The organism is uncultured Sphingomonas sp. (assembly GCF_964250165.1).
GTDB lineage: Bacteria > Pseudomonadota > Alphaproteobacteria > Sphingomonadales > Sphingomonadaceae > Sphingomonas.
On record NZ_CAXUEK010000045.1, the window covers coordinates 1 to 23,004 of the forward strand.

Consider the following 23,004-nt stretch of genomic DNA (forward strand, 5'->3'; position numbering starts at 1 on the left):
GCATCGGCGCCTCGTCGCGCTCGCCCTCGCCGATCACGACGGTGCCGTCGAACTCAAGCTCGTTGAACGCCCCGCGCATCGCCTCCACCGCCGCCGCGTCCGCCGCCTTCTCGTCGCCGCGACCGACCAGCGCGTGCGCCGCCATCGCGGCGGCCTCCGTCACCCGCACCATCTCCAGCACGAGCACGCGATCAAGGGTCTGGCTGGCGACGGTGGTCATGAACAACGGTCCTCTGTGGTGGCGAGCGGCCGATACCCGGCACCGTCACCGCCGTCGAGGGCGCGCCTCATGGCGGCGCATCGGCGCCTGCTTCGCCGATGCTGTTCCACCTACGCCGGCCGGGGGATCGCTCAAGCCTCCGCCATCTCCTGCTTCAAACTCGCCATGTCGATGACGTAGCGGAAGCGCACATTCTCGTTCTTCACGCGTGTGAAGGCCGCGTTGACCTCCTGGATCGGGATCACCTCCACGTCGGGCGCGATGCCGTGCTCGGCGCAGAAGTCGAGCACCTCCTGCGTCTCCTTGATCGAGCCGATCAGCGAGCCCGCCAGCGTGCGGCGATGCATGATGAGCTCCTGGTTGTTGTAGCCGGGCAGCTCGGTCAGCGCGCCGACCGCGCAGAAGGTCGCGTTGCGCTTCAGCAGGGTAATGAACGGGTCGACCTTGTGCTTCTCGGGCACGGTCGAGAGGATGAAGTCGAACGACAGCTCCAGGTCCTTATAGGCCTGCTTGTCGCCCTCGATCACCACCCTGCTCGCGCCGAGCGCCTTGGCCGGCGCCACCTTGTCCTCGTCGGTGGTGAACACCGTGACCCGCGCGCCGAGCGCGACGGCGAGCTTGACCGCCATGTGGCCGAGGCCGCCGAGCCCGACGATCCCCACCGCGTCGCCCGCCTTCACGCCCCAATGCCTCATCGGCGAGAAGGTGGTGACGCCCGCGCACAGGATCGGCGCCGCCGCCTCGGCAGGAATGGCGGCCGGCACCTTGAGGACGAAATCCTCCTTGACGACGACCGTGTTGGAATAGCCGCCATAGGTGTTGTCGGCGCCGTAGGTGTTGACGCCGTCGTCGGTCTGCGACGCCGCCTTCATCGGTCCGTTATAGGTGGCGAGCCAGCTGTTGTGCCCCTCGCAATGATGCTCGTCGCCCGCGCGGCACGGCTCGCACTGGCGGCAGCTGTCGATCATGCAGCCGACGCCGACCAGATCGCCGACCGCGTGCCGCGTCACCCGCTCGCCGGTAGCCACGACATGACCGACGATCTCGTGGCCGGGCATGCAGGGATAGACGGTGTTGCCCCAGTCGTTCTCGACCTGGTGGATGTCCGAATGGCAGACCCCGCAATAGAGGATGTCGATCCGCACCTCGTCCGCCGCGGGCTCGGCGCGCTCGAACGCCAGCGGCTTCAGCTTGGTGAACGAGTGGTTGGCGGCATAGCCCAAGGCCTTGATCGTCATGGCGAACCTTCTCTTTCCAGGGTTCGCGCCCAAGCGGGCGAGAGGCGGGCAAAGTTCCCGCGCATCTCGTCAGCCGCGAGTCTACCCCCGTCGTCGTCCCCGCGCAGGCGGGGACCCATAAGCCGGCCGATGCGATCCTTTCCCGCGCACAGCCCGAATGGGTCCCCGCCTCCGCGGGGATGACGAGCTGGTCTGGAACGCTAATCCCGCAGCAGCTCGTTGATGCTGGTCTTGCTGCGGGTCTGCGCGTCCACGCGCTTGACGATCACCGCGCAGTAGAGCGCCGGCTCGCCGCCGGTCGCGCCCGGCACCACGACGGCATAGGGGGGGACCTCGCCGCGGAACACCTCGCCCGTCGCGCGGTCGATGATCCTGGTCGACTGGCCGAGATAGACGCCCATCGACAAGACGGCGCCCTCACCGACCCGTACGCCCTCCGCCACCTCGCTGCGTGCGCCGATGAACGCGCCGTCGCCGACGATCACCGGGTCCGCCTGCAGCGGCTCCAGCACGCCGCCGATCCCCGCGCCGCCGGAGATGTGGACGTTGCGCCCGATCTGCGCGCAGCTGCCCACCGTCGCCCAGGTGTCCACCATCGTCCCCTCGCCGACATGGGCGCCGATGTTGACGAAGCTGGGCATGAGGATCGCGTTCGGGGCGATATATGCGCCCAGGCGGACGATCGCGCCGGGAACGGCGCGGAAGCCGGCGCGGCGGAAGTCGGCTTCGCCCCAGCCGGAGAACTTCGACGGCACCTTGTCCCACCACTGGCCGCCGCCCGGACCATGATCGATCAGCTGGTTGTCGTTGAGCCGGAACGAGAGCAGCACCGCCTTCTTCAGCCACTGGTTGACGCGCCAGCCGCCCGCGCCGTCCGGCTCGGCTACCCGCGCCTCGCCCGCGTCGAGCAGCGCCAGCGCGCGGGCGACCGCCGATCGCACCTCGCCGCCGGTGTCGAACCCCAGCTCGGCGCGCCGCTCCCAGGCGGCGTCGATGGTGTCGGCCAGGTCGGTCATGCGTCCTCCAGGATACGCTCCAGCCACGGCGCGAGCGCGGCCACGGTGAAGTCGATGAAGCTGCGGTCGGCGTCGTCGGGGGCCTGCTCCGAGCCGTTGTCCACCCAGACGGTGGTCATGCCCAGCGCCTTGGCCGGGCGCAGGTTCCGCGCCATGTCGTCGGCGAACAGGGTGCGCGCCGGGTCGAGTTCCCAGCGATCGCACAGTCCCTGATAGGCAGACGCCGCCGGCTTGGGCGCGAGCGCCATGGCGTGGATGTCGTGCACCCCCTCGAAGCTGTCGCGCAGCCCGAGCCGCTCCAGCACCCGCAGCGCATAGGGCGCGTCGCCGTTGGTGAAGACCAGCTTGCGCCCCGGCAGCCGCGCGATCGCCGCGACCAGCGGCGCGTCGTGCGCGAGCACGTCCATCTCGATGGCGTGGACGTCCGCCAGGAAGGCCTGCGGATCGACCCCATGCTCGGCCATCAACCCCGCCAGCGTCGTGCCGTGCGCGTGGAACCAGCGCTTCTGCAGCACTCGCGCCGAGTCGGACGGCAGGTCGAGCAGTCGGGCGATGAAGGCGGTCATCCGCGCATCGATCCGCGCGAACAGGTCGGCGCTGGCCGGGTACAGCGTGTTGTCGAGGTCGAAGACCCATGAATGGACATGGTTAAGGGCGCCGATCATCGCCATTTCCTGTACGGAGGCGGGACAGGCGGGGCAACGAGTCGAAATCAACCGGTTCACGGCAACCCGAGCCGGGGTTAGGGAGTGTTTACAGGAAGTTAACAGGGGCTTGGTTAACATGGCGGGCAAGGCATGGTTACTGCGGTCGGCCACGTTCGCGGCGACCGCGCTGCTGACCGCCTGCGGCGGCGGCGGCGGGGTCAACAGCACGCCCACGCCGCCGATCGCTTCGGTGCCCACGCCGACCCCGACGCCGGTCCCGACGCCGACCCCCACGCCCGCCACCACGATCACCGCCGCGCCGGGCTATGACACTCCCGAATACCGCGCCACGGTCGGCGCGGTCTCGATGGATGCCCTCGCCGCCTATAATGCCGGGGCGACCGGCCGCGGCGTCGGCCTCGCCATCATCGACACCGGCATCGACCTGCAATCGGCCGAGTTCGACAACCGCATCTCGGCGGCCTCCGCCGCGGTCGGCGGCGAGCCGTCGGTCGACGACGAGTCCGGTCACGGCACCGCCGTCGCCTTCACCGCCGCGGGCCGGCGCAACGGCTCCTACACCCATGGCGTCGCGTTCGAGGCGACGGTGATCGCGTTGCGCGCCGACCGCGCCGGCAGCTGCGCGGCGTCGACGGGCGACGATTCCGGGTGCAAGTTCTCGACCGACGCGATCGCCGCCGGCGTCGACGCGGCGCGGACGGCGGGCGCCCGCGTCATCAACATGAGCCTGGGCGGCTCGGCCATGCCCGCCAACCTGCGCGCCGCGATCGGCCGCGCGACGGCGGCCGGGATCGTGGTCGTGATCGCGGCCGGCAACGACGGCGTGGATAATCCCGACAGCTTCACGGCCGTCGCCGGCACCAGCGACGCGCACGCCTCCGTCATCATCGCCGGGTCGGTCGGCGCGGGCGGCACGATCTCCAGCTTCAGCGACAAGGCCGGGTCGAGCGCCGCCTATTATCTCACCGCGGTCGGCGAGAGCGTGCGCGCGCCGGACGCCAACAACACGCCCTATCTCTGGTCCGGCACGTCCTTCGCGACGCCGCAGATCTCCGGCGCGGTGGCCCTGCTCGCCCAGGCCTTCCCTAACCTGACCGGCGCGCAGATCGTCGACCTGCTGCTCACCACCGCGCGCGACGCCGGCGCACCGGGCGTCGACGCCGTCTACGGCCGCGGCATCCTGGATCTCACCCGCGCGTTCCAGCCGGTCGGCAGCACCTCGATCGCCGGTCAGCCGGGCACGCCCGTGACCACCACCGGCGTCAACGGCCAGGCCTCCGCGCCGATGGGCGATGCGAGCGCCTTCGGGGTCGGCGCGGTGATCCTCGACGGCTACAACCGCGCCTTCGCGATCGATCTCGCGCGCACCATCGCCCGCCACGCGCCGTCGCGCACGCTAACCGCCTCGCTGCAGACCGGGAATCGGCAGGTATCGCTCGCGAGCGGCGGCACTGCCGTGGCGATGACGCTCGCGCCCGTGCGCGGCGGCGGCGTCGCGCTCGATCCCACCCGCCTGACCGGCGGCGACGCGCAGGGCGCCCGCGCCATCGCCGCCACCGTCACGCAGCGGCTGGGCAGCCATGCCAGCTTCGGCTTCGCGGCGCGGGGCGGCGCCGAGGGGCTGGTCGCACAGATGACCGGCCGTGCCGATCCCGCCTTCCTGGTCGCGGACGCGAACGGGCTGGGCTTCGACAGCACGCCGCGCGCGGCCGGGGCGGTCGGCCGGCGGTTCGGGCCATGGGGGCTGACCGCGGCGGCGGAGAGCGGCGACGCGCTCTCGCCCGCCGATCGCGCGCTGCCCAGCGCCGCGCGGTGGCAGCGCTCGCCCTACACGCTCGCCTCGCTGACGCTGGACCGCCGCGCCGGCCCGCTCGCCGCGACGCTGGCCGCCGCCCGGCTGATGGAGAGCGCCACGGTGCTCGGCGCGCGGCTCGGCCCGGCGCTGGGCAGTCCGAACGCGAACAGCTGGTTCCTGTCGGCCGCCGCCCGGCTCGACGCGGGCGGAGGCTGGACGCTGGGCGGCTCGGTGCGCCGTGGCTGGAGCGCGGCGGACGTCCACGGCTTCGCCGGCGGCGGGCGCCTCACCACCACCGCCTATGCCGCGGACATCGGCAAGGACGGCGTGTTCGGCCACGACAGCTTCGGCCTGCGCGTCGCCCAGCCGCTGCGCGTCGCGAGCGGCGGCATCGATCTGACGCTGCCGACCGCGTGGGACTATGCCAGCCAGAGCGTCAGCACCTGGACCACCCAGCGCCTCGGCCTCGCGCCCACCGGCCGCGAGCTGGACATGGAAGCGCGCTACGCCCGCCCCTTCGCCGGCGGCGCGCTCCAGGCCAATCTGTTCTGGCGGCGCAATCCCGGCAACTGGGCGACGCTCCCCGCCGACCGCGGCGCCGCGCTGCGCTGGTCGCTGGGGCTCTGATTGCGCCGCGCACCGGCCGCGCCCATGTAGTGGGGATGATCCGTTATTCGCTCCTCGATCTCGTGCCGGTGGTGGAAGGCGGCAGCGTCGCCCAGGCGTTCCGCAACGCCGCCGATCTCGCCGTCCATGCCGAGGCGCATGGCTTCCACCGCTACTGGACGGCCGAGCATCACGGGATGCGCGGCATCGCCAGCGCCGCGACCGCCGTCGTCCTCGCCCATGTCGCCGCCGCGACCAGCACCATCCGGATCGGCGCGGGCGGGATCATGCTGCCGAACCACGCGCCGCTGGTCATCGCCGAGCAGTTCGGCACGCTGGACGCGCTGTTTCCCGGCCGGATCGATCTCGGCCTCGGCCGCGCGCCTGGCTCCGACCAGCGCGTCGCGCACGCGCTGCGCCGGACTTTAGCGAGCGATGCCGGCGAGTTCCCGCGCGACGTCGTCGAGCTGCAGAGCTATTTCGCGGATGACGGCCGCACCGGCATCGTCGCGACGCCGGGCGCGGGCGCGCGGCCCGAGCTGTGGATCCTGGGCTCCAGCCTGTTCGGCGCGCAACTCGCCGCGATGTTGGGCCTGCGCTTCGCCTTCGCCTCGCATTTCGCGCCGGACGCGCTCGACCAGGCGATGGCGATCTACCGCCGCGACTTCCGGCCCTCGGCCGATCTCGCGCAGCCCTATGCGATGGCCGCATTCAATGTCTTCGCCGCGGATACCGATGTCGAGGCCGAGCTGCTTGCTTCCTCGCAGCAGCAGGCGTTCGTGGCACTGCGCACCGGCAACCCGCGCCAGCTGCCGCCGCCCGTGCCCGGCTACCGCGCCGGCCTGCCGCCGCAGCACGCCGCGATCCTCGACCATGTCCTGCAATGCTCGGCGGTCGGCGGGCGAGAGCGGATCGCCGACGGCATCGCCGCTTTCGTCCGCCGCACCGGCGTCGACGAGATCATGCTGACCAGTTCGATCTACGATCACGCGGCGCGCAAACGCTCGATCGCGATCGCGGCGGCGGCGATGGAGGAGCTGACGGTCCCCGCCTGACGGGAGCCGGATGACAGCGCGAGGAGCCGGCACATTCTCTGCCGTTGTCCCAATGCACGCTTCCGTCGTTCCCGCGCACGCTCCCGTCATTCCCGCGCAGGCGGGAATCCATAGTCGCGGTCCTTCGACTGTCGAAAGTCAGCCCGTATGGATCCCCGCCTACCGCCATCGCCGGCAGCCATCGAGTGCCAGACCGGCTATCACCGCGCCACCCAAGGCGAAGGCGGAAATGATCCTGCCGCCATGGCCGAACCGATCAAAGGCCGATGTGGGCATCATCGAGACGAATTGGGGCGACCGTTCGATCAAGACAATCAGTCGGCCGCCGGCAACCGCAGCCGCACCAGCAGGCCGCCCAGGTCCTCGCTCTCCTCCAGCGTGACCGCGCCATCATAGATCTCCGCCACGTCGCGCACGATCGCGAGGCCCAGCCCGGTGCCCGGCTTGCCCGTGTCGAGCCGCACGCCGCGATCGAAGATGCGGACCCGATCCGCCTCCGGGATGCCGGCGCCGTCGTCTTCCACCAGCAGCTCGACGAACTCGCCCGCGCGCGCGACCGTCACGAACACGCTGCCGCCGCCATATTTCGCCGCGTTCTCGACCAGATTGCCGAGCATCTCGTCCAGGTCCTGCCGCTCGACATGCACCTGCAGGTCCTTGGGCCCGGACGCGTCGATGCGGATGTGCCGGTAAAGCCGCGCCACCGCGCGCTCGACCGACTCCAGGCTCGGCCACACCTCCGCCCGGCTGTGCGCGGAGCCGCGCCGGCCCACCGCGCGGGCGCGGGCGAGGTGGTGATCCACCTGGCGCCGCATCGTCCGCGCTTCCCGACAGACGGTGTCGGCGAGATCGTCGGCCTCGGCGGTGGCGGCGTTCATGATGACGGTGAGCGGCGTCTTGAGCGCATGCGCCAAGTTGCCGGCATGGGTGCGCGCCTCCTCCGCCTGGCGCTCATTGTGCGCGATCAGCGCGTTCAGCTCCTCGACCATCGGCTGCACCTCGATCGGCATCGCGGTGCTGACGCGATTGGTGCGCCCGGCGCGCATCCGCGCGATCTCCTCGCGCACGCGCCGCAACGGGCGCAGCCCATAGACGGTCTGCAACGCCGCGAGCACGAGCAGCCCCAGCGCGAGCAGCGCGAACGAGCGCACGAGCGTCCGCCGCAGCGCCGAGATCTGCGCGTTCAGCCCGTCGCGACTCTCGGCGACCTGGAAACGCCAGCGGGTCGGCGCGCCCGGCAGCACGACATCGCGCTCGACGAGGCGCAGCGGCTCGTCGCCGAACTGGCGGGTGTCGTAGACATGGATGCCGCGATCGCGGTGCGGGTCGCCATAGGCAAGCCGGCGATCCCACAGCGATCGTGACGGGAAGGGATCACGGCCCGAGGCGGATACCTGCCAGTACAGCCCGGAATAGGGCTCCAGGAACCGCTGGTCGGCAGCCTCGCGGGTGAACACCACCTCGCCGTCCGGGCCGATCTCGGCGGAGACGATCAGCGCGGTCAGCACATATTCCAGCTGGTCGTCGAAGTTGCGCGTGATCGCCGTCGACAGCACCCTATCGAGCGCGAAGCCGCCGCCCGCCAGCAGCAGCGTGATCCACACCGCCGCGATCAGGATCATTCGCCGCGCCAGGCTGCCGGTAGCGCGGGTCGGGCCAGCCTCCTCCGCCATCACCCGTTACCCCGGCGGCGGAAGGTCACGCGTCCGGGTCCTCCAGGCTGTAGCCCAGCCCGCGGATGGTGGTGATCACGTCCTGCCCCAGCTTCTTCCTGATCCGCGTCACGAACACCTCGATGGTATTGGAGTCGCGGTCGAAATCCTGGTCGTAGATATGCTCGATCAGCTCGGTGCGGCTGACCACCTTGCCCTTGTGGTGGAGCAGGTAGGAGAGCAGCTTATACTCCTGCGCGGTCAGCTTCACCGCCTCGCCCGCCCGCGTCACCTTGCCCGAGCGCGTGTCGAGCCGGATGTCGCCGGCGGTCAGCTCGCTCGAGGCGTTGCCGGACGCGCGGCGGATCAGCGCGCGCAGGCGGGCGATCAGCTCCTCGGTCTGGAAGGGCTTGGCGACATAATCGTCGGCGCCGGCGTCCAGCCCCGCGACCTTGTCCGACCAGCTGTCGCGCGCGGTCAGCACCAGCACGGGCATGGTCTTGCCCTCCTTGCGCCAGCGGTCGAGCACGGTCAGGCCGTCGACTTCCGGCAGGCCCAGGTCGAGCACCACCGCGTCGTAGCTCTCGGAGGAGCCGAGATAATGCCCCTCCTCGCCGTCGGTGGCGAGGTCGATGGCATAGCCCGCGCCCTCCAGCGTGTTCTTCAGCTGCTGGCCGAGGTTCGGCTCGTCCTCCACGATCAAAACGCGCATCGGCTTCTCCTGGGGCTGGTGTTGGGAGCTATCGCGGCGCGCGGCGGGCGGCGCAAGGGCGGTGGCGCTCAGCCGCGCGTCCGGCCCAGCACCTGGCCCGAATGGCCGTCCACCGCCACCCAGATGACGGTGCCGTTGCGCAGGAACTTGAGCGTGTAGACGCCGCTGCCGCCATCGAAGTCGAAGCCGATATACTCCGCCCCGCGCATCGTCGGCACCACCCGGCTCTCGATCTCGCGCAGGGGCAGCAGCCGCCCGTCGCGGCGCTGCTCGAATGCACGCCACTGGTCGTCGCGATGCTGGTCGGCCGGCGCGGGCGCGGCGAGGATCAGCAGGAGGGCTAAGGGGGCGAACACCGGGCGGCGGGTAGGGCCGGCGCGTTGAACGGGTTGTGAATAGGCCGTCATGCCGGCTTCATCGACCAGCGGCCCGTCGCGCAGGTCGCGTCGTTGAACATAGCAATTGCGCGGACCTGCACGCGCAGAGCCTTCACGTCGATCAGCGCCGTTGTGCGGTCTCCGCATCGTATCGGAGATCCCGCTCAGTGGCGGGAAATCTCCACGATGCGCCGTGCGGCGGCCAGCTCGAGGATGCGGCCGATGACGGTATCGTAGAGCCCGGACGGAATGAAACCGTCGGCGAAGCGATCCTTGCTCCCCGGCACGGGCCGAATGTCATAGCCGGGCCAGGCGAACTTGTTCACCTCCATCTAGCACGATCCAGGAGCGATCGTCGTCCAAGCCGAGCGCCTGTTTCGCGCGGGGCGGCAGCTCGATGGCTTCCTCGCCCTTCGCTGGCGGGGTGTGCGTGATCGGTGCGACCATTACGCGCGGGGCACCACCCTTGGGGCTTTGCACCGCCAGCACGTTTGCGCTTGGGCGGACCTTGCGGCCTTCGTCCTGTACTTTGCGATGCTCGTGCCGCCACGGATAGGCATAGGGGATTACAGGCCCGGTTCCGGGGTGGGAAGCGACATCTCAGGTGCGAAGCCGAGGGGCTTAATCCATCATCATCGCAGTGAGATGGTCGTGGCGAGATCCATCCGTGATGCCACCAGCGCCTTCAACGTCGCGCCGTCCAGCTCCTCGACCGCCAGGGCGGTAGGGGCCGTCGCCTTGAGGCGCTGATATTCGTCAACGCTGCTATAAGCCCTTTCGCTGGTTCGGACCCTCGGCATGTTCGGCCGAAAGACTGTCTGGGTATCATGGTATCAGAACCGCTTCATCTGGCTCGCTTCACTGATGTCGAGAACATTCAGTGGGAAGCCACAGGCGATCCGTTGTCAGGTAGCCCCACCCTGATGTGAAGATGCCTACGGACCAGCACCGTGCCGGGTCAGTGATGCGAAATTAAAAGTTTTGCATCATAACCAGGGTGTGCAGGCCACATCAGTCATCGACCGACAAATGCATATCCCATGCTACACCACATCGAGCGAGCGTCATCATATCGTCTGGCATAAGCCAGACGCCGCACTGCCCGTCCGCAGGAACATACATCCCTCCGTAGACGCCCACATCATCTGGGCGCACCTCGGAATGCAGCCGAGCGAAGTTGTCTTCACGATCGCGGAGATACGACATTAGCAGCGCAAGAGCGTCCTCGTGCTGCTTTCCGTCACTGAGCCGGCCTGGGTGAACATCCAAGTGCCACCCGTTGGAGCGGCTCGGCCTACCGCCCTTGCCGACATCGCCTTTCCGGCGAACTAAAGTGGGCTCCAGCTGAAGGATGCTGGTCACCATCGTCGGGTCAACGTCAAAACCCATGACTATCAAAGCGAGCATGTCACCGTTCCATCGGCGGCAGCTTGGTTCCGCACCATGGGCAGAAACCAATCTCGATGGCGCTGCTCCCTCCATCGTGGACCATCAACCCATAGCCGCCGTTCATCTCGGCGATGAAGGCATCCGGACAGTCTGTGCGATCGGCATGTATCGCACAGGTCCGGTTTAGGTCTTCCGATATTCGGTCGCAGCATAGCGGCTTTGTCATGATTCAATGTGCCTCATCCACTACCGCCAGGGCAACGACTGCTATTACCGTCAGCCGCAAGCTACGACTCTCAGACACGGCATGATGCAAAACTCACAGGTTTTGCATCACCCGGAATGTGGCCGACCCGGGGCAATTCCATGATGCATATAGCCGATGCGCTATCCAAGCATGATTATGGCGATGGGCGTGTCTCATCCAACGGCCAGGGCGTGCCGACCTCACCTCACCAGCAGGCCAACGCCCAATGACGCCCGGTGCACTATGGCGGCTCTGTTCGACATGCGTCGGGCGACGACAGCGCGGCTGAAAAAGTCTGATCGCGCCGCGGCGCCCGGCCTCGCTTCGGCGTCGCCGAAGCGATACGGCGCGCGCCATGCCCGCTCCCATCCTCGCCTATGAAGATCTCGGCATCATCCAGGGTTCCGGGTGGCTGTTCCGCCATCTCGACCTGCACCTGATGCCGCGCGACCGGCTGGCGCTGATCGGCCGCAACGGCGCGGGCAAGTCGACGCTGCTCCGCCTGATCGCCGACCGCGTCGAGGCCGACGAGGGCCGGCGCACGATCGTGCCGGGCACGCGCGTCGTCATGCTGGAGCAGGAGCCGAGCCTCGCCGGCCACGCCACGCTCTTCGATTACGTTCTTGCCGATCCCGAAGCGCCGGCGCGGCACGAGGCCGATGCGATCGCTGGCCAGCTCGGCATCGACCTGGCGCGCGACGCGGCCACCGCGTCGGGCGGCGAGCGCCGCCGCGCCGCGATCGTCCGCGCGCTGGCGCAGGCGCCGGACGTGCTGCTGCTGGACGAGCCGACCAACCATCTCGACATCGTCGCGATCGAATGGCTGGAGAGCTGGCTGCAGCGCTTCACCGGCGCCTTCGTGGTGATCAGCCACGATCGCACCTTCCTCACCCGGCTCACCCGCCAGACGCTGTGGCTCGATCGCGGCGCGCTCCGCCGCGCGGAGGTGGGCTATGGCGGCTTCGAGGCGTGGACCGAGCAGGTCTATGCCGAAGAGGAGCGCAACGCCGAGCGGCTCGACGCCAAGCTCAAGCTGGAGGAGCATTGGCTCCAGCGCGGCGTCACCGGCCGGCGACGGCGCAACCAGGGCCGGCTCGCCAAGCTGAAGGACATGCGCGCCGAGCGGGCGGCGATGATGGGGCCGCAGGGCGCGGCCAACCTCGCCATCGCTACCGACGACGTACGGACCAAGACGGTGATCGACGCCAAGCACGTCGGCAAGGGGTTCGGCGAGCGCACCATCATCCGCGACCTGTCGCTGCGCGTCACCCGCGGCGATCGGATCGGCATCGTCGGCGCCAACGGCACGGGCAAGACGACGCTGCTCAGGCTGCTCACCGGCGAGCTCGCCCCCGACACGGGCGAGGTGAAGCTCGCCAAGACGCTCGACGGCGTCATCATCGATCAGCAGCGCAAGCTGATGGCGCCCGAGAAGACGGTGCGCGACGTGCTGGCGGACGGCGGCGACTGGATCGAGGTGCTCGGCGTCAGGAAGCACGTCCACGGCTATCTGAAGGAGTTCCTGTTCGAGCCCGGGCTGATCGACGCGCGCATCGGCACGCTGTCCGGCGGCGAGCGCTCGCGGCTCCTGCTGGCGCGCGAGTTCGCCCGCGCCAGCAATCTGCTGGTGCTCGACGAGCCGACCAACGATCTCGACCTGGAGACGCTCGACCTGCTCCAGGAGGTGATTGCCGACTACGACGGCACCGTCCTGATCGTCAGCCACGACCGCGACTTCCTGGACCGCACCGTGACCGTGACGCTCGGGCTCGACGGCTCCGGCAGGGTCGACATCGTCGCGGGCGGCTATGACGATTGGGAGCGCAAGCGCGCGCCGGCGCGCCCTTCGGCGGTCAGAAAGCCGCAGGAGCGCGCAGCTGCGCCGACGGCCGCTTCCGCGACGTCCCGCAAGCTGAGCTACAAGGACCAGCGCGACTACGACCTCCTCCCCACCCGCATCGACCAGATCGACCGCGGGATCGCGCGCGACGAGGCGGCGCTTGCCGACCCCGACCTCTACGCCCGCGACCCCGCCGCCTTCGCCCGGCTGAGCGCGGCGCTGGACGCCGCCCGCGCCGAGAAGGATGCCGCCGAACTGCGGTGGCTGGAGCTGGCCGAGCAGGTCGAGGCGCTCGGCTGACCTCGCCGCCGCTGCGTCGCCCGGGTCAGGCGTTGAGGCCGTAGTTCCGGATCAGGTCGTAGAGCGTCGGCCGGCTGACGCCGAGCAGTCGCGACGCGCCGGAGATGTTGCCTTCCGCGCGCGCCAGCGCCCGCGCGATCGCCCGCCGATCCGCTGCCTCGCGCACCGTCCGCAGCTCCAGCGGCTCGTGATCGCCGCCCGCCGGCAGGTCGAGATCGACGGCGGTGACGCGCTTGCCCTCCGCCATGATGACGGCGCGCTTGACGCGGTTCTCCAGCTCGCGGACGTTCCCCGGCCAGCGCCAGGCGTCCACCGCCGCGCGCGCATCGGGGGCGAGCCCCGCCACCTGCGGGTTCAGCGCCGGTGCGTAGCGGCCGACGAAATGCTGGGCGAGCAGCGCCGCGTCGCCGGTCCGATCCGCCAGCGTCGGAATGCGCACCACGATCTCGGCCAGGCGATAGTAGAGGTCTTCGCGGAACCGGCCGTTGGCGACCATCGCGTCCACGTCCTGGTGCGTCGCCGAGACGATGCGCGTGTCGACCGCGATCGGCCTGCGCCCGCCGACCCGCTCGATCACCCGTTCCTGCAGGAAGCGCAGCAGCTTGACCTGCAAGGCGGCGGGCACATCGCCGATCTCGTCCAGGAAAAGCGTGCCGCCCGCCGCCTGCTCGATCTTGCCCTCGACGGTGCGGATCGCGCCGGTGAACGCGCCGCGCTCATGTCCGAACAGCTCGCTTTCCAGCAGCGTCTCGGGAATCGCGGCGCAGTTGATCGCCACGAACGGCCCGCCGCGCCGCCGCGACGCCTGATGCGTTCCTCGCGCCAGCAGCTCCTTGCCCGTCCCGCTCGCGCCGAGCAGCATGACCGACACGTCGGCCGGCGCGACGCGCTCCAGCGTGCGCGTCACCGCCGTCATCTCGGGCGAAGCGTAGACCAGCCCGCCGAACCCGCCCGGCGCCGCGGCGGCGGCGAGCCGGCGGTTCTCCCCCTCCAGGGCATGGACGTGGAAGGCACGGGCGACGATCAGGCCCAGCTGGTCGATGTCGATCGGCTTGGCGTAGAAATCCCAGGCGCCGTCGGCGATCGCCTGCAACGCGCTGGCGCGCGCGCCATGGCCGGAGGCGACGATCACCTTGGTCTCCGGCCGCATCGCGAGGATCGCGGCGAGTGTCGCGAACCCCTCGGCGGTGCCGTCCGGATCGGGCGGCAGGCCGAGATCGAGCGTCACCACCGCCGGCCCATGCTCGCGCACCGCATCGAGCGCGCTCGCCCGATCGTCCGCGACCACGACTTCATAGCCTTCATATGCCCAGCGCAGCTGGCGCTGGAGCCCCAGATCGTCCTCGACGACGAGCAGCACCGGCTTGGTCATGCCGCCACCTCCAGCGCCGCTGCGGCAGGGAGCGTGATGCGGAAGCGTGTCCCCTCGCCCTCGCGGCTCTCCACCGCCAGCGTGCCGCCCATCGCCCCGACCAGTTGGCGCGCCTCGAACGCGCCGATGCCGAACCCGCCCGGCTTGGACGAGGCGAACGGGCGGAACAGCTGATCGCGGATGCACGCCGCCGACATGCCGGGGCCGCGATCGACCACGTCGACGGTCACGCGGCCGTCCGCGGCACGCACGCGGAGCGTCACCGGCACGGCCGCGGCGCTCGCCTCGATCGCGTTCTGGACAAGGTGACCCAGCGCCTGCTCCAGCCGCTGCGGGCGCGCCGTCGCCCAGCCCGACTCCGCCTCCACCATGATCGGGTGCTGGGCACGGCGGCCATGCGCGATGCGCTCGACGAGCGCGGCGCAATCGACGGGAGCGAGCGGCTCGGTGGTTCCCGTCTCGCGGCTGGACAGGCGGGCAAGCAAACTGGTCATGCGGTCGGCGGAGTCCTTCAGCGTCGCCACCATGTCCGCCCGGAACTCGGCGTTGGCGGCGTGACGTTCGGCGTTGCGGGCGACCAGCTGCTGCTGGCTGACCAGGTTCTTGATGTCATGCAGGATGAAGGCGAAGCGGCGGTTGAACTCGTCGAACCGGCGCGCCTCGGCCAGCGCGTCGGCGGCGCGCGCCTCGGCAAGGTAGCTCGCCACCTGGCGCCCGGCGATCCGCAGCAGGTCGAAATCCTCCCAGTCGAGCGCCCGGTCGACCAGCGGGCGCGCCAGCAGCACCGCGCCGGCGAGCGTGTCGCCATGGACCAGCGGCGCAAGCGCCCAGGCGTCAGCGCGCGCCAGCATCCAGCCGGGCACGACCGCGGCGTCCTCGGGCGCCCGCCCGGCGCGCACCGCGTCGAGCTCGACGATACGGCGGGTGAACCGCAGGCGCTCCGCGAGCGGCGGGTCGAGCGGCGCGGGCGCGGGCTCCCACCGCCACGCCTCGCCCGCCGCATCGGCGGTCAGCAGCAGGCCCGCGGGCGCATCGAGCAGCTTCGCGAGCGCCTCGACCACGCGCTCCTCCAGCGCCGCGCCATCGCCCGCGAGGGTATCGGTGAACCGCTGCCATTCGACGCGATAGTCGTAGCGGTGGCGGAACAGGTGCTTGGCGAGCTTCACCTTCGCCCAGGCGCCGAGCCAGGTGGTCGAGGCGAAGGTGGCGAGCGCCGTCGCCGCGCCGATCACCACGCCGGCCTGGAGTGCGCGCGCGTAATCGCCGCCGAGCGCACCGGCGAGCCGCGCCAGGCCGGAGACCGCCCCGAGATAGAGGACGAGCGCGATCGCGCCGAGCGCGCGCATGGTCGCGGCCCGCGACAGGGCGAGCGTCCAGTCGTCACGCCGGTGCGCGGTCACGGCCAGCAGCAGGCCGGCGGCGGCGACGGCGAGGCCGCGCGCGGCGACCAGCGCGGTACCCCAGCCCGTGTCGGCATAGGCGGCCGCGCTCAGCACCAGATCGGCGGCCCAGATCAGCGCCAGCGCCCGTGCCACCGGCCGGACACCGCTCCGGCCGGCCAGCGCGGCGGCATGGAGCTGGCGCACCAGCACCAGCGCGCCCGCCGCCGCCATCATCCCGAACACCAGCCGCGCGGTCGCCAGCGCCGCCGCGGCATCGCCATGCGTCACCGCCTCCGCCGCCGCCAGGCCCGCGCCGGTCACCATCACCAGTGCCACGACCGCATAGACGGCGGCCAGCGCCCATCCCGCCACCCGCGTGCGCCGCACCAGGGTGAAGGCGAAGCCGAGCCAGGCCAGGTTGCGCACCGCCTCCGCCAGCCGCGCGGCGAGATCGCGCGCGTCGATGCCCGCCACCGCCAGCGCCCACAGCGCCGTCGCGAGCAATGCGGCGACGAACGCGCCCCGCCCCGCCCGCCCGCGCCGCCACTCCGCCAGCGCCGTCGCCGCGAACAGCAGCGCGGCCAGGGCGTGTCCCCACAGGATGAGCGCCGCCGTCATCGCGCGCCCGTCACCTTGCCCCCTGGGGCCACAGCACGACGCGCAGCGTCTGCAGCAGGATCAGCAGATCGAGGAAGGGCGAGTAGTTCTTGGCGTAATAGAGGTCGTATTCCAGCTTGTGCCGCGCATCCTCGACCGACGCGCCATAGGGATAGTTGATCTGCGCCCAGCCGGTGATGCCCGGCTTCACCATGTGCCGCTCGGCATAGAAGGGCAGGTGCCGTTCCAGCTCGGCCACGAACTGCGGCCGCTCCGGGCGCGGGCCGACGAAGCTCATCTCGCCCTTCAGCACCGTCCAGGCCTGGGGCAGCTCGTCGATGCGGACCTTGCGGATGAAGCGGCCGATCCGCGTCACGCGCGGGTCGTCCTTCGCCGCCCACCGCGCCTGCCCCTCCGCCTCGGCGTCGATGCGCATCGAACGCAGCTTGAGGATGTCGAAGCCCTGATTGTAGAGCCCGACCCGGTGCTGGCGGTAGAAGGCCGGTCCCCGCGATTCGAGCCTGATCGCGATCGCGGTGAGCAGCACGACCGGCCAGGTCAGCGCGATCAGCAGGGTGCTCGCGACGATGTCGAACGCCCGCTTGGCGGCGCTCGACACGATCCGGCCCGAGGCGAAACCGTCGGAGAAGATCAGCCAGGACGGATTGAGCGTGGACAGGTCGACGCGCCCCGTCTCCCGCTCCAGGAAGCTGGAGAAGTCCGACACCTGCACGCCCGTCGTCTTGACACGCAGCAGGTCGGCGAGCGGCAGGGCGTTGCGCCGCTCCTCCAGCGCCAGCACCACCTCGTTCGCGTCCTGATCGATGACATAGGCCGCGAGATTGGGGATGGCGTCGCGCGGCACGGCGTCGCCCAGGGCGGGCGCCGCGTCCATCGCGACGAAGCCGGCGGCGACGAAGTTCACCCCAGGCTGTTCGGCCAGTTCGCGGATGCGCGCCGCGCGGCTGCCCGCGCCCAGCACGACGATGCGTCGCTTGAACCGCTCGCCGCCCAGCAGTTGCCCGAGCAACGCGCGCACGCCGACCAGCAGCGCACAGGCGAACAGCATCGAATAGAGCAGGTTCGATCGCCAGAAACTGATCGACGGCACCAGGAAGTACAGGATCGACAGGAAGATGACGCCCAGCGACACCGCGACCGCGAGCCGCGCCGCGGCGAAGCGCAGCGACAGGAACGAGCCGACGCCATAGGCGCCGACCGCCACCAGCGCGACCTGCAGCGCCGCCGCGAACGACAGGAGCTGTGGCCAGCGCGCGGCGACCGGCGTGAGGGCGATGCCGATCTGATGCGCGCGCAATACCCAGCCCGCTTCCGCCGCGAGCAGCAGCAGGACGAGATCCACCAGACCGAGCAGCAGCACGGCATGGGGAACATAGTGTTTGAACAGCCGGACCATGCCGCCGTCCGTTCTCCGACGCTGACGTGTCAACCCAGCCGACACTGTGCGTCGGCATAGGCGCAACTGGCAAAGGAAGGGTGAAGGGAGACAGCGCCCCTGACGGCGGTTAAAGCACGCGCCATGACCGAGCACCGCGTGATCCCCGTCATCCTCTCCGGAGGGTCCGGCACCCGGCTGTGGCCGATGTCGCGACCGGAACGGCCGAAGCAGCTGCTGCCCCTGACGGCGGCCGAGACGATGCTGCAGCTCACCGCCCGGCGCGCGACCGGCGACCGGTTCGCGGACCCGGTCATCGTCGGCAATGCCCGTCATGCCGCGCTGATCGAAGAGCAACTCGCGGCCGTCGACGTCCGCCCGCGCGCACTGATCCTGGAGCCGATGGCGCGCAACACCGCGCCGGCGATCGCGCTGGCCGCGCTGGAGGTCGGCGGGGAGGCGGCGCTGCTGGTCATGCCCTCGGATCATGTCATCGGCAATCTGGCCGCCTTTCACGATGCGATCGCGCGCGCGCTGCCGCTGGTCGGCGACGGTTGGCTCGTCACCTTCGGCATCACCCCGGACGCGCCGGAGACGGGCTATGGCTGGATCCAGCGCGGCCCGGCGGTCGGCGACGGCGTGTTCCGCGTCCAGCGCTTCGTCGAGAAGCCGCCGCGTGACCGCGCCGAGGCGATGCTGACGGCGGGCGACCATGACTGGAACGGCGGCATCTTCCTGTTCCGCGCCGACCGCTATCTCGCCGCGCTCGGCCAGCATGCGCCGGAAATCCTGATGGCGGCCGAGGGCGCGATGCGCGCGGCCAGGCGGGAGGGCGCCCGGGTGCTGCCCGACGCGGCCGTCTTTGCGGCCTCGCCCGACGAGTCGATCGACTATGCCGTGATGGAGAAGGCCGACCGGGTGGCGGTCGCGCCCGTGGCGATGGGCTGGAGCGATGTCGGCAGCTGGGATGCGCTGCACGCCATCAGCGAACGGGACGCGGCCGGCAACGCGCACGGCGCGCATGGCGGCGAGGTGATCGCGATCGACACGCGCGATTGCCTGGTCCGCACCGACGGCCCGCGCGTGGCGCTGGTCGGCGTCGAGAGCCTGATCGTGGTTGCGTCCGGCGACGACATCCTGATCGTGCCGCGCGGCCGCAGCCAGGAGGTCAAGGCGCTGATCGAGGCGATGAAGCGGTAGCGCAGGCCGGCGGCGGCGCGGGTGAGGATAGCGGGATCAGCGCGATCCCGTCCAGCCGGCGGCCGCGCGGTCGCAGGGCAGCGGGCACTCCACCCGGGGGGAGGATGTAAAGACGGGTGGGATCGATCCTGCCTAGCGCGAACATCCGCGCGTCGGCCGCGATCCGCGCCTTGGTCGCGACCGCTTCGCGCGCCGCATAGGTCGAGCGGACGGGCCGGCAGGCGAGCACCGCGCGCCAGCTCAGCTCCTGCATCACCGGCAGATTGTCATAAGACGCCGGCTCGAACTCCACCGCGCTTGCGCCGGCAACGAGCGAGGCCCAGCGGGGATCGAGAGTACGGGTGAACGGGCTACTATCGTCCGCCCGCAGGCTCGTCGCGCGCACCGCCGCCAGCATCGGCGCGAGGTCCGCCACCTGCAGCGCCAACGCCGCCCCGAGCATGAGGCCGCCCCGCCGTCCGCCGGCTGCGACGAGGATCGCGGCGATGGCGAGCGTGTAGGTCACCGGCCACATCAGCCGTCCGGCGGCGCGCACGGGATCGAGCAGGTCGACGATCCACGTCGGCAGCGGGGCGGCGGCGAGAAGGTGGCTCCGCCACCACAAGGCCGGTCCGATCGCCAGCATCGCCAGCACCAGAAAAGCCGGGGCGAGCCACAGCAACCGACGCAACACCGCCCGCCGTTCCGGATCGAGCCGTCCGGTCGCGAGCCGCGCAACCAGCAGCGCCACGAGCACGAGCTGGCCGGCACCGAGATATTGCAGGCCCTCGAACGCCTGCCGCTGGTCGATCGCCCGTGACGCCGGCAGCAGCGCCGTGTAGCTCGTATTGGCCGGGTTCCACCACGCGTCGAGCGCCGCCGAAAATTGGCCGTAGCTGTGCGTCGCCAGATAGTGGCCCGCGAACGCGCCTTGCGCGACCATGATGCCGAGCGCGGGCAGCAATGCCAGGCAGCTGACCGGCAGCCGCTGCCATCGCTCCCGCCCGGCTGCCTGTTCGAGCAGCGCGCCGGACCAGATGGCGAGCACCATCAGCAGGAGGTAGCTGTGCACCAGCGCCGCCGCCGCCAGCACCGCCGCCCACCAGCCCGCGCGCACGGCACGGCGCGGCTCGACGAAGATCCACAACGCCCAGAGCAGCAGCCACTGCGCGCACAGGCTGGGATGGCCGTAGCGGTCGAGCAGCACGGGGCTGAGCGTCAGCAGCGCCGCGCCGCACCAGGCGGCGAGCGGGTCCGGCGCGTGGCGGCGGACCAGCGCGGCGGCGAATCCGGCCTGCAGCAACGCGCACAGCAGATACCAGGGGCCGACGAACTGCACGGCAGCGGGCAGCAGCGGCGCGAGCGGCTTGAGCAGCAGGGCTAATAGCGGGATGCTGTCCGTGAACAGGAGCGCAGTGCCTTCGGGCGCGGACAGCAGCGGCTCGCGCAGCCCAGGCCAGGCGCCGGCGCGCAGATAGGCGGCGAGCCCGATCGCGCCCTGGCCGCGGTCGTCGCCGGTCAGCAACCAGCCGACATTGCCCGGCCGCAGCACCGCCGGGTGCATCCAGGCCAGGAAGACGAGCAGACCCAGCGCGGCGATCGACAGCGGAAAGGCGGCGCGGCGCATCGCCGCCTCTTGCTGCCGGAATGGTTAACGGGTCAGCTTAGCCCCTCATGCGTCATCGCCTTGCGCACGCTGTCGCGCGCCTTCAGCCGGTCGCGATAGGCGGCCAGCGGCGCGGGCGTGGCGATGCCGTGCCGCTCCGCCCAGAGCAGCATGACGAACAGGTAGAAGTCGGCGACGCCGATCCGGTCGCCGAGCAGATACTCGCCCCGGAACAGCTGCTGCGCCAGCCGGAGCTTGCCCGCGACCGCCTCGCGCGCCGCGTCCTTCTCTGCGTCGGTGGTGCCGCGGAACAACGGCGCGAACGCCTTGTGCAGCTCGCTCGAGATGAACGCCAGCGCCTCGAGCTGCCGCGTCCGCGCGAGCGGGCCGGCGGGGCGCAACGACGCGGACTGGTCGGCGATCCAGTCGAGCACCGCGGCGTTCTCGGTCAGCGTCTCGCCGTCGTCGAGGGTCAGCGCAGGCACATAGCCCTTCGGATTGACGGCGGTGAAATCCGCCCCGTGCTCGGTCCGCTTGGTCTTGAGGTCGACGCGCTCGTGCTCGAAGGCGAGCCCCGCCTCGTGCAGGGCGATATGGTCCGCCAGGCTGCATGCCCCGGGTGAGTAATAGAGCTTCATTGTCCTCTCCTCCTTGCAATCAGTGCATAACTTGCCGGCAGCCGGTCAGGCTCGCGATGCCGAGCGCGGCTGCAGCTGGCGGCATTGCGCAAAGTGGCGCGGCACGTCGATCATGTTGCACGCGGATCAGTCGACCGCGAAGATTTCCGCATGCGGGATGGTCAAGCCAAGGGACGGAACATCCAGATCGACGGGCTCGGCATACTCGTCGTCCGTCCACCCAGCCGAACTCTTGCGCTGCAATACGCGCAGCCGTTGCCGAAGCGGGTCGATCAGAACGATCGTCTGGGCGCTCGGGAGCGCGCGATACTCGTCCAGCTTGACGCCTCGATCGTGCCGCTGGGTCGACGGCGAGAGCACCTCGACGATGACCGTCGGGTCGTCGAAAGCCCGGGCTTGTTGCTCCGCATCGAAATCGCGACCGCAAAAGACCGACGCGTCGGGGTACCTGATTGATCCGCCATGCGTGCGGATCGCAAAGTCGGAATTGCAGGTGCGGCAGCCGCTTCCCCGCAGACGCGTGCGGAGGGCAAACTGAGTATTTCCGGCGACGCGCGCATGAGCCTCGCTGCCGCCCGCCATCATGCGGATGGCCCCGTCATCCAGCTCGGCTTTGATGTCGGACGAGCCCCACTCGATCGCCAGGAACTCTTCCGCAGTCAGCAGGCGTTCTTCGGAAGCCGAGGCCATGGGAACCGCATAACCCTGTTGGCCTAACAAAAGAAGGGCCGGAGGCGGTGACCTCCGACCCTTCTCTTGCTTCGGGGGAACGGCGGCGAAGCCGCCGCCGGACGTCGGACCGGTTCTCGACGGCGTTGCCGCCGATCGGCCGGCCGATCCGGCGCGGCCTCGACGAGCAACACTCGCCGAGGCCGCACTCGGATCAGAAGTCCATGCCGCCCATGCCGCCGCCCATGCCGCCGCCGCCCATCGGCATCGCCGGCTTGTCTTCGGGCAGCTCGCTCACCGCCGCCTCGGTGGTGATCAGCAGGCCCGCGACCGACGCCGCGTTCTGGAGCGCGGTGCGCACCACCTTGGTCGGGTCGATCACGCCGGATTCGACCAGGTTCTCGTACTTCTCGGTCTGGGCGTTGAAGCCCTGGGTCGGGTCGTTGCCCTCGAGCAGCTTGCCCGACACCACCGCGCCGTCGTGCCCGGCGTTGCTGGCGATCTGGCGGACCAGCGTCGTCAGCGACTTGCGGACGATGTCGATGCCACGCGTCTGGTCGTCATTCTGACCCGACAGGCCCTCGAGCGCCTTGGTGGCATACAGCAGCGCCGTGCCGCCGCCGGGGACGATACCCTCTTCCACGGCCGCGCGGGTCGCGTGAAGGGCGTCGTCGACGCGGTCCTTGCGCTCCTTGACCTCGACCTCGGACGCGCCGCCGACCTTGATGACGGCAACGCCGCCCGCGAGCTTGGCCAGGCGCTCCTGGAGCTTCTCGCGGTCGTAATCCGACGTGGTGTTCTCGATCTGCTGACGGATCGCCTCGGTGCGGCCCTTGATCGCGTCGGCTTCACCCGCACCGTCGATGATGGTGGTGTTGTCCTTGTCGATCGTGACGCGCTTGGCCGAGCCGAGCATCGCGGTCGTCACGCTCTCCAGCTTGATGCCGAGATCCTCGGAGATCATCTCGCCCTTGGTCAGGATCGCGATGTCCTCCAGCATCGCCTTGCGGCGATCGCCGAAGCCCGGCGCCTTGACGGCCGCGACCTTCA

General features: G+C 70.4%; 21 protein-coding genes. 4 read left to right on the top strand and 17 right to left on the bottom strand.

The window, feature by feature from the left end; all coding sequences use genetic code 11:
* The 4 genes from ACFE64_RS10200 to ACFE64_RS10215 all read right to left on the bottom strand — a co-directional run.
* The coding region (locus tag ACFE64_RS10200; protein ID WP_375392353.1) for a fructose-bisphosphatase class II at nucleotides 1-220 on the bottom strand (220 nt) is incomplete at its 3' end.
* A 131-nt stretch (nucleotides 221-351) separates the two neighbouring features.
* Nucleotides 352-1,458: an NAD(P)-dependent alcohol dehydrogenase gene (locus ACFE64_RS10205; protein WP_375392354.1), complete on the bottom strand. Its 1,107-nt coding sequence runs from the start codon at nucleotides 1,456-1,458 to the stop codon at nucleotides 352-354.
* 200 nt (nucleotides 1,459-1,658) lie between these two features.
* On the bottom strand, nucleotides 1,659-2,474 hold the full coding sequence (gene dapD / locus ACFE64_RS10210) for a 2,3,4,5-tetrahydropyridine-2,6-dicarboxylate N-succinyltransferase (protein ID WP_375392355.1): 816 nt from the start codon (nucleotides 2,472-2,474) through the stop codon (nucleotides 1,659-1,661).
* Nucleotides 2,471-3,139, bottom strand: a complete 669-nt coding sequence (locus ACFE64_RS10215; RefSeq protein ID WP_375392356.1) for a pyrimidine 5'-nucleotidase — start codon at nucleotides 3,137-3,139, stop codon at nucleotides 2,471-2,473. The genes dapD and ACFE64_RS10215 overlap by 4 nt, the downstream gene beginning before the upstream one ends.
* A gap of 118 nt (nucleotides 3,140-3,257) precedes the next feature.
* Between ACFE64_RS10215 and ACFE64_RS10220 the strand changes: the two genes are divergently transcribed.
* Both ACFE64_RS10220 and ACFE64_RS10225 read left to right on the top strand, forming a co-directional pair.
* The gene (locus ACFE64_RS10220) at nucleotides 3,258-5,564 is read left to right on the top strand and encodes a S8 family peptidase (protein ID WP_375392357.1); all 2,307 of its coding nucleotides are present in this window, start codon (nucleotides 3,258-3,260) and stop codon (nucleotides 5,562-5,564) included.
* Between the two features lie 35 nt (nucleotides 5,565-5,599).
* On the top strand, nucleotides 5,600-6,598 hold the full coding sequence (locus ACFE64_RS10225; RefSeq protein WP_375392358.1) for an LLM class flavin-dependent oxidoreductase: 999 nt from the start codon (nucleotides 5,600-5,602) through the stop codon (nucleotides 6,596-6,598).
* Nucleotides 6,599-6,912: 314 nt separating this feature from the next.
* On the opposite strand, the gene ACFE64_RS10230 is transcribed toward ACFE64_RS10225, so the two are convergent.
* The 6 genes from ACFE64_RS10230 to ACFE64_RS10255 all read right to left on the bottom strand — a co-directional run bounded on the left by ACFE64_RS10230 (nucleotide 6,913) and on the right by ACFE64_RS10255 (nucleotide 10,954).
* Nucleotides 6,913-8,271, bottom strand: coding sequence for an ATP-binding protein (locus ACFE64_RS10230; RefSeq protein ID WP_375392359.1), 1,359 nt, complete (start codon nucleotides 8,269-8,271; stop codon nucleotides 6,913-6,915).
* A 25-nt stretch (nucleotides 8,272-8,296) separates the two neighbouring features.
* Nucleotides 8,297-8,962, bottom strand: coding sequence for a response regulator transcription factor (locus tag ACFE64_RS10235; RefSeq protein WP_375392360.1), 666 nt, complete (start codon nucleotides 8,960-8,962; stop codon nucleotides 8,297-8,299).
* A gap of 68 nt (nucleotides 8,963-9,030) precedes the next feature.
* Nucleotides 9,031-9,318: a hypothetical protein gene (locus ACFE64_RS10240; RefSeq protein WP_375392361.1), complete on the bottom strand. Its 288-nt coding sequence runs from the start codon at nucleotides 9,316-9,318 to the stop codon at nucleotides 9,031-9,033.
* Nucleotides 9,319-9,503: 185 nt separating this feature from the next.
* The gene (locus tag ACFE64_RS10245) at nucleotides 9,504-9,665 is read right to left on the bottom strand and encodes a hypothetical protein (RefSeq protein ID WP_375392362.1); all 162 of its coding nucleotides are present in this window, start codon (nucleotides 9,663-9,665) and stop codon (nucleotides 9,504-9,506) included.
* A gap of 685 nt (nucleotides 9,666-10,350) precedes the next feature.
* Nucleotides 10,351-10,746, bottom strand: coding sequence for a DUF4279 domain-containing protein (locus ACFE64_RS10250; protein WP_375392363.1), 396 nt, complete (start codon nucleotides 10,744-10,746; stop codon nucleotides 10,351-10,353).
* Nucleotide 10,747: 1 nt separating this feature from the next.
* Nucleotides 10,748-10,954, bottom strand: coding sequence for a DUF6980 family protein (locus tag ACFE64_RS10255; RefSeq protein WP_375392364.1), 207 nt, complete (start codon nucleotides 10,952-10,954; stop codon nucleotides 10,748-10,750).
* Nucleotides 10,955-11,330: 376 nt separating this feature from the next.
* Between ACFE64_RS10255 and ACFE64_RS10260 the strand changes: the two genes are divergently transcribed.
* Nucleotides 11,331-13,115, top strand: coding sequence for an ABC-F family ATP-binding cassette domain-containing protein (locus tag ACFE64_RS10260; protein ID WP_375392365.1), 1,785 nt, complete (start codon nucleotides 11,331-11,333; stop codon nucleotides 13,113-13,115).
* 25 nt (nucleotides 13,116-13,140) lie between these two features.
* Here ACFE64_RS10260 and prsR read toward each other — a convergent pair whose 3' ends face one another.
* The 3 genes from prsR to ACFE64_RS10275 are packed head-to-tail and all read right to left on the bottom strand — an operon-like array spanning nucleotide 13,141 to nucleotide 17,883.
* Nucleotides 13,141-14,487 carry a PEP-CTERM-box response regulator transcription factor gene (gene prsR, locus ACFE64_RS10265; protein WP_375392366.1) on the bottom strand — a complete coding sequence of 449 codons (1,347 nt, stop codon included), beginning with the start codon at nucleotides 14,485-14,487 and terminating at the stop codon, nucleotides 13,141-13,143.
* Nucleotides 14,484-16,487: an XrtA/PEP-CTERM system histidine kinase PrsK gene (gene prsK, locus ACFE64_RS10270; protein WP_375392367.1), complete on the bottom strand. Its 2,004-nt coding sequence runs from the start codon at nucleotides 16,485-16,487 to the stop codon at nucleotides 14,484-14,486. The genes prsR and prsK overlap by 4 nt, the downstream gene beginning before the upstream one ends.
* Nucleotides 16,488-16,497: 10 nt before the next feature.
* The gene (locus tag ACFE64_RS10275; protein ID WP_375392368.1) at nucleotides 16,498-17,883 is read right to left on the bottom strand and encodes a TIGR03013 family XrtA/PEP-CTERM system glycosyltransferase; all 1,386 of its coding nucleotides are present in this window, start codon (nucleotides 17,881-17,883) and stop codon (nucleotides 16,498-16,500) included.
* A 123-nt stretch (nucleotides 17,884-18,006) separates the two neighbouring features.
* Between ACFE64_RS10275 and ACFE64_RS10280 the strand changes: the two genes are divergently transcribed.
* On the top strand, nucleotides 18,007-19,062 hold the full coding sequence (locus tag ACFE64_RS10280) for a mannose-1-phosphate guanylyltransferase/mannose-6-phosphate isomerase (protein WP_375392369.1): 1,056 nt from the start codon (nucleotides 18,007-18,009) through the stop codon (nucleotides 19,060-19,062).
* Here the strand turns inward: ACFE64_RS10280 and ACFE64_RS10285 are convergent.
* The 4 genes from ACFE64_RS10285 to groEL all read right to left on the bottom strand — a co-directional run.
* Nucleotides 19,031-20,668, bottom strand: a complete 1,638-nt coding sequence (locus ACFE64_RS10285) for a DUF6311 domain-containing protein (protein ID WP_375392370.1) — start codon at nucleotides 20,666-20,668, stop codon at nucleotides 19,031-19,033. The genes ACFE64_RS10280 and ACFE64_RS10285 overlap by 32 nt on opposite strands.
* A gap of 32 nt (nucleotides 20,669-20,700) precedes the next feature.
* A complete protein-coding gene (locus ACFE64_RS10290) occupies nucleotides 20,701-21,285 on the bottom strand; it encodes a glutathione S-transferase N-terminal domain-containing protein (protein ID WP_375392371.1) in 585 nt (194 codons plus the stop codon).
* Nucleotides 21,286-21,411: 126 nt separating this feature from the next.
* A complete protein-coding gene (locus ACFE64_RS10295) occupies nucleotides 21,412-21,975 on the bottom strand; it encodes a Uma2 family endonuclease (protein ID WP_375392372.1) in 564 nt (187 codons plus the stop codon).
* Between the two features lie 193 nt (nucleotides 21,976-22,168).
* A partial coding sequence (gene groEL / locus ACFE64_RS10300; RefSeq protein WP_375392373.1) for a chaperonin GroEL occupies nucleotides 22,169-23,004 on the bottom strand: 836 nt, incomplete at its 5' end.

Bases quoted from the DNA above. Each gene is read 5' to 3' on its own strand.
- ACFE64_RS10205 (WP_375392354.1), bottom strand. From the start codon at position 1,458: ATGACGATCAAGGCCTTGGGCTATGCCGCCAACCACTCGTTCACCAAG.
- dapD (WP_375392355.1), bottom strand. From the start codon at position 2,474: ATGACCGACCTGGCCGACACCATCGACGCCGCCTGGGAGCGGCGCGCC.
- ACFE64_RS10215 (WP_375392356.1), bottom strand. From the start codon at position 3,139: ATGATCGGCGCCCTTAACCATGTCCATTCATGGGTCTTCGACCTCGAC.
- ACFE64_RS10220 (WP_375392357.1), top strand. From the start codon at position 3,258: ATGGCGGGCAAGGCATGGTTACTGCGGTCGGCCACGTTCGCGGCGACC.
- ACFE64_RS10225 (WP_375392358.1), top strand. From the start codon at position 5,600: ATGATCCGTTATTCGCTCCTCGATCTCGTGCCGGTGGTGGAAGGCGGC.
- ACFE64_RS10230 (WP_375392359.1), bottom strand. From the start codon at position 8,271: ATGGCGGAGGAGGCTGGCCCGACCCGCGCTACCGGCAGCCTGGCGCGG.
- ACFE64_RS10235 (WP_375392360.1), bottom strand. From the start codon at position 8,962: ATGCGCGTTTTGATCGTGGAGGACGAGCCGAACCTCGGCCAGCAGCTG.
- ACFE64_RS10250 (WP_375392363.1), bottom strand. From the start codon at position 10,746: ATGCTCGCTTTGATAGTCATGGGTTTTGACGTTGACCCGACGATGGTG.
- ACFE64_RS10255 (WP_375392364.1), bottom strand. From the start codon at position 10,954: ATGACAAAGCCGCTATGCTGCGACCGAATATCGGAAGACCTAAACCGG.
- ACFE64_RS10260 (WP_375392365.1), top strand. From the start codon at position 11,331: ATGCCCGCTCCCATCCTCGCCTATGAAGATCTCGGCATCATCCAGGGT.
- prsR (WP_375392366.1), bottom strand. From the start codon at position 14,487: ATGACCAAGCCGGTGCTGCTCGTCGTCGAGGACGATCTGGGGCTCCAG.
- prsK (WP_375392367.1), bottom strand. From the start codon at position 16,487: ATGACGGCGGCGCTCATCCTGTGGGGACACGCCCTGGCCGCGCTGCTG.
- ACFE64_RS10275 (WP_375392368.1), bottom strand. From the start codon at position 17,883: ATGGTCCGGCTGTTCAAACACTATGTTCCCCATGCCGTGCTGCTGCTC.
- ACFE64_RS10280 (WP_375392369.1), top strand. From the start codon at position 18,007: ATGACCGAGCACCGCGTGATCCCCGTCATCCTCTCCGGAGGGTCCGGC.
- ACFE64_RS10285 (WP_375392370.1), bottom strand. From the start codon at position 20,668: ATGCGCCGCGCCGCCTTTCCGCTGTCGATCGCCGCGCTGGGTCTGCTC.
- ACFE64_RS10290 (WP_375392371.1), bottom strand. From the start codon at position 21,285: ATGAAGCTCTATTACTCACCCGGGGCATGCAGCCTGGCGGACCATATC.
- ACFE64_RS10295 (WP_375392372.1), bottom strand. From the start codon at position 21,975: ATGGCCTCGGCTTCCGAAGAACGCCTGCTGACTGCGGAAGAGTTCCTG.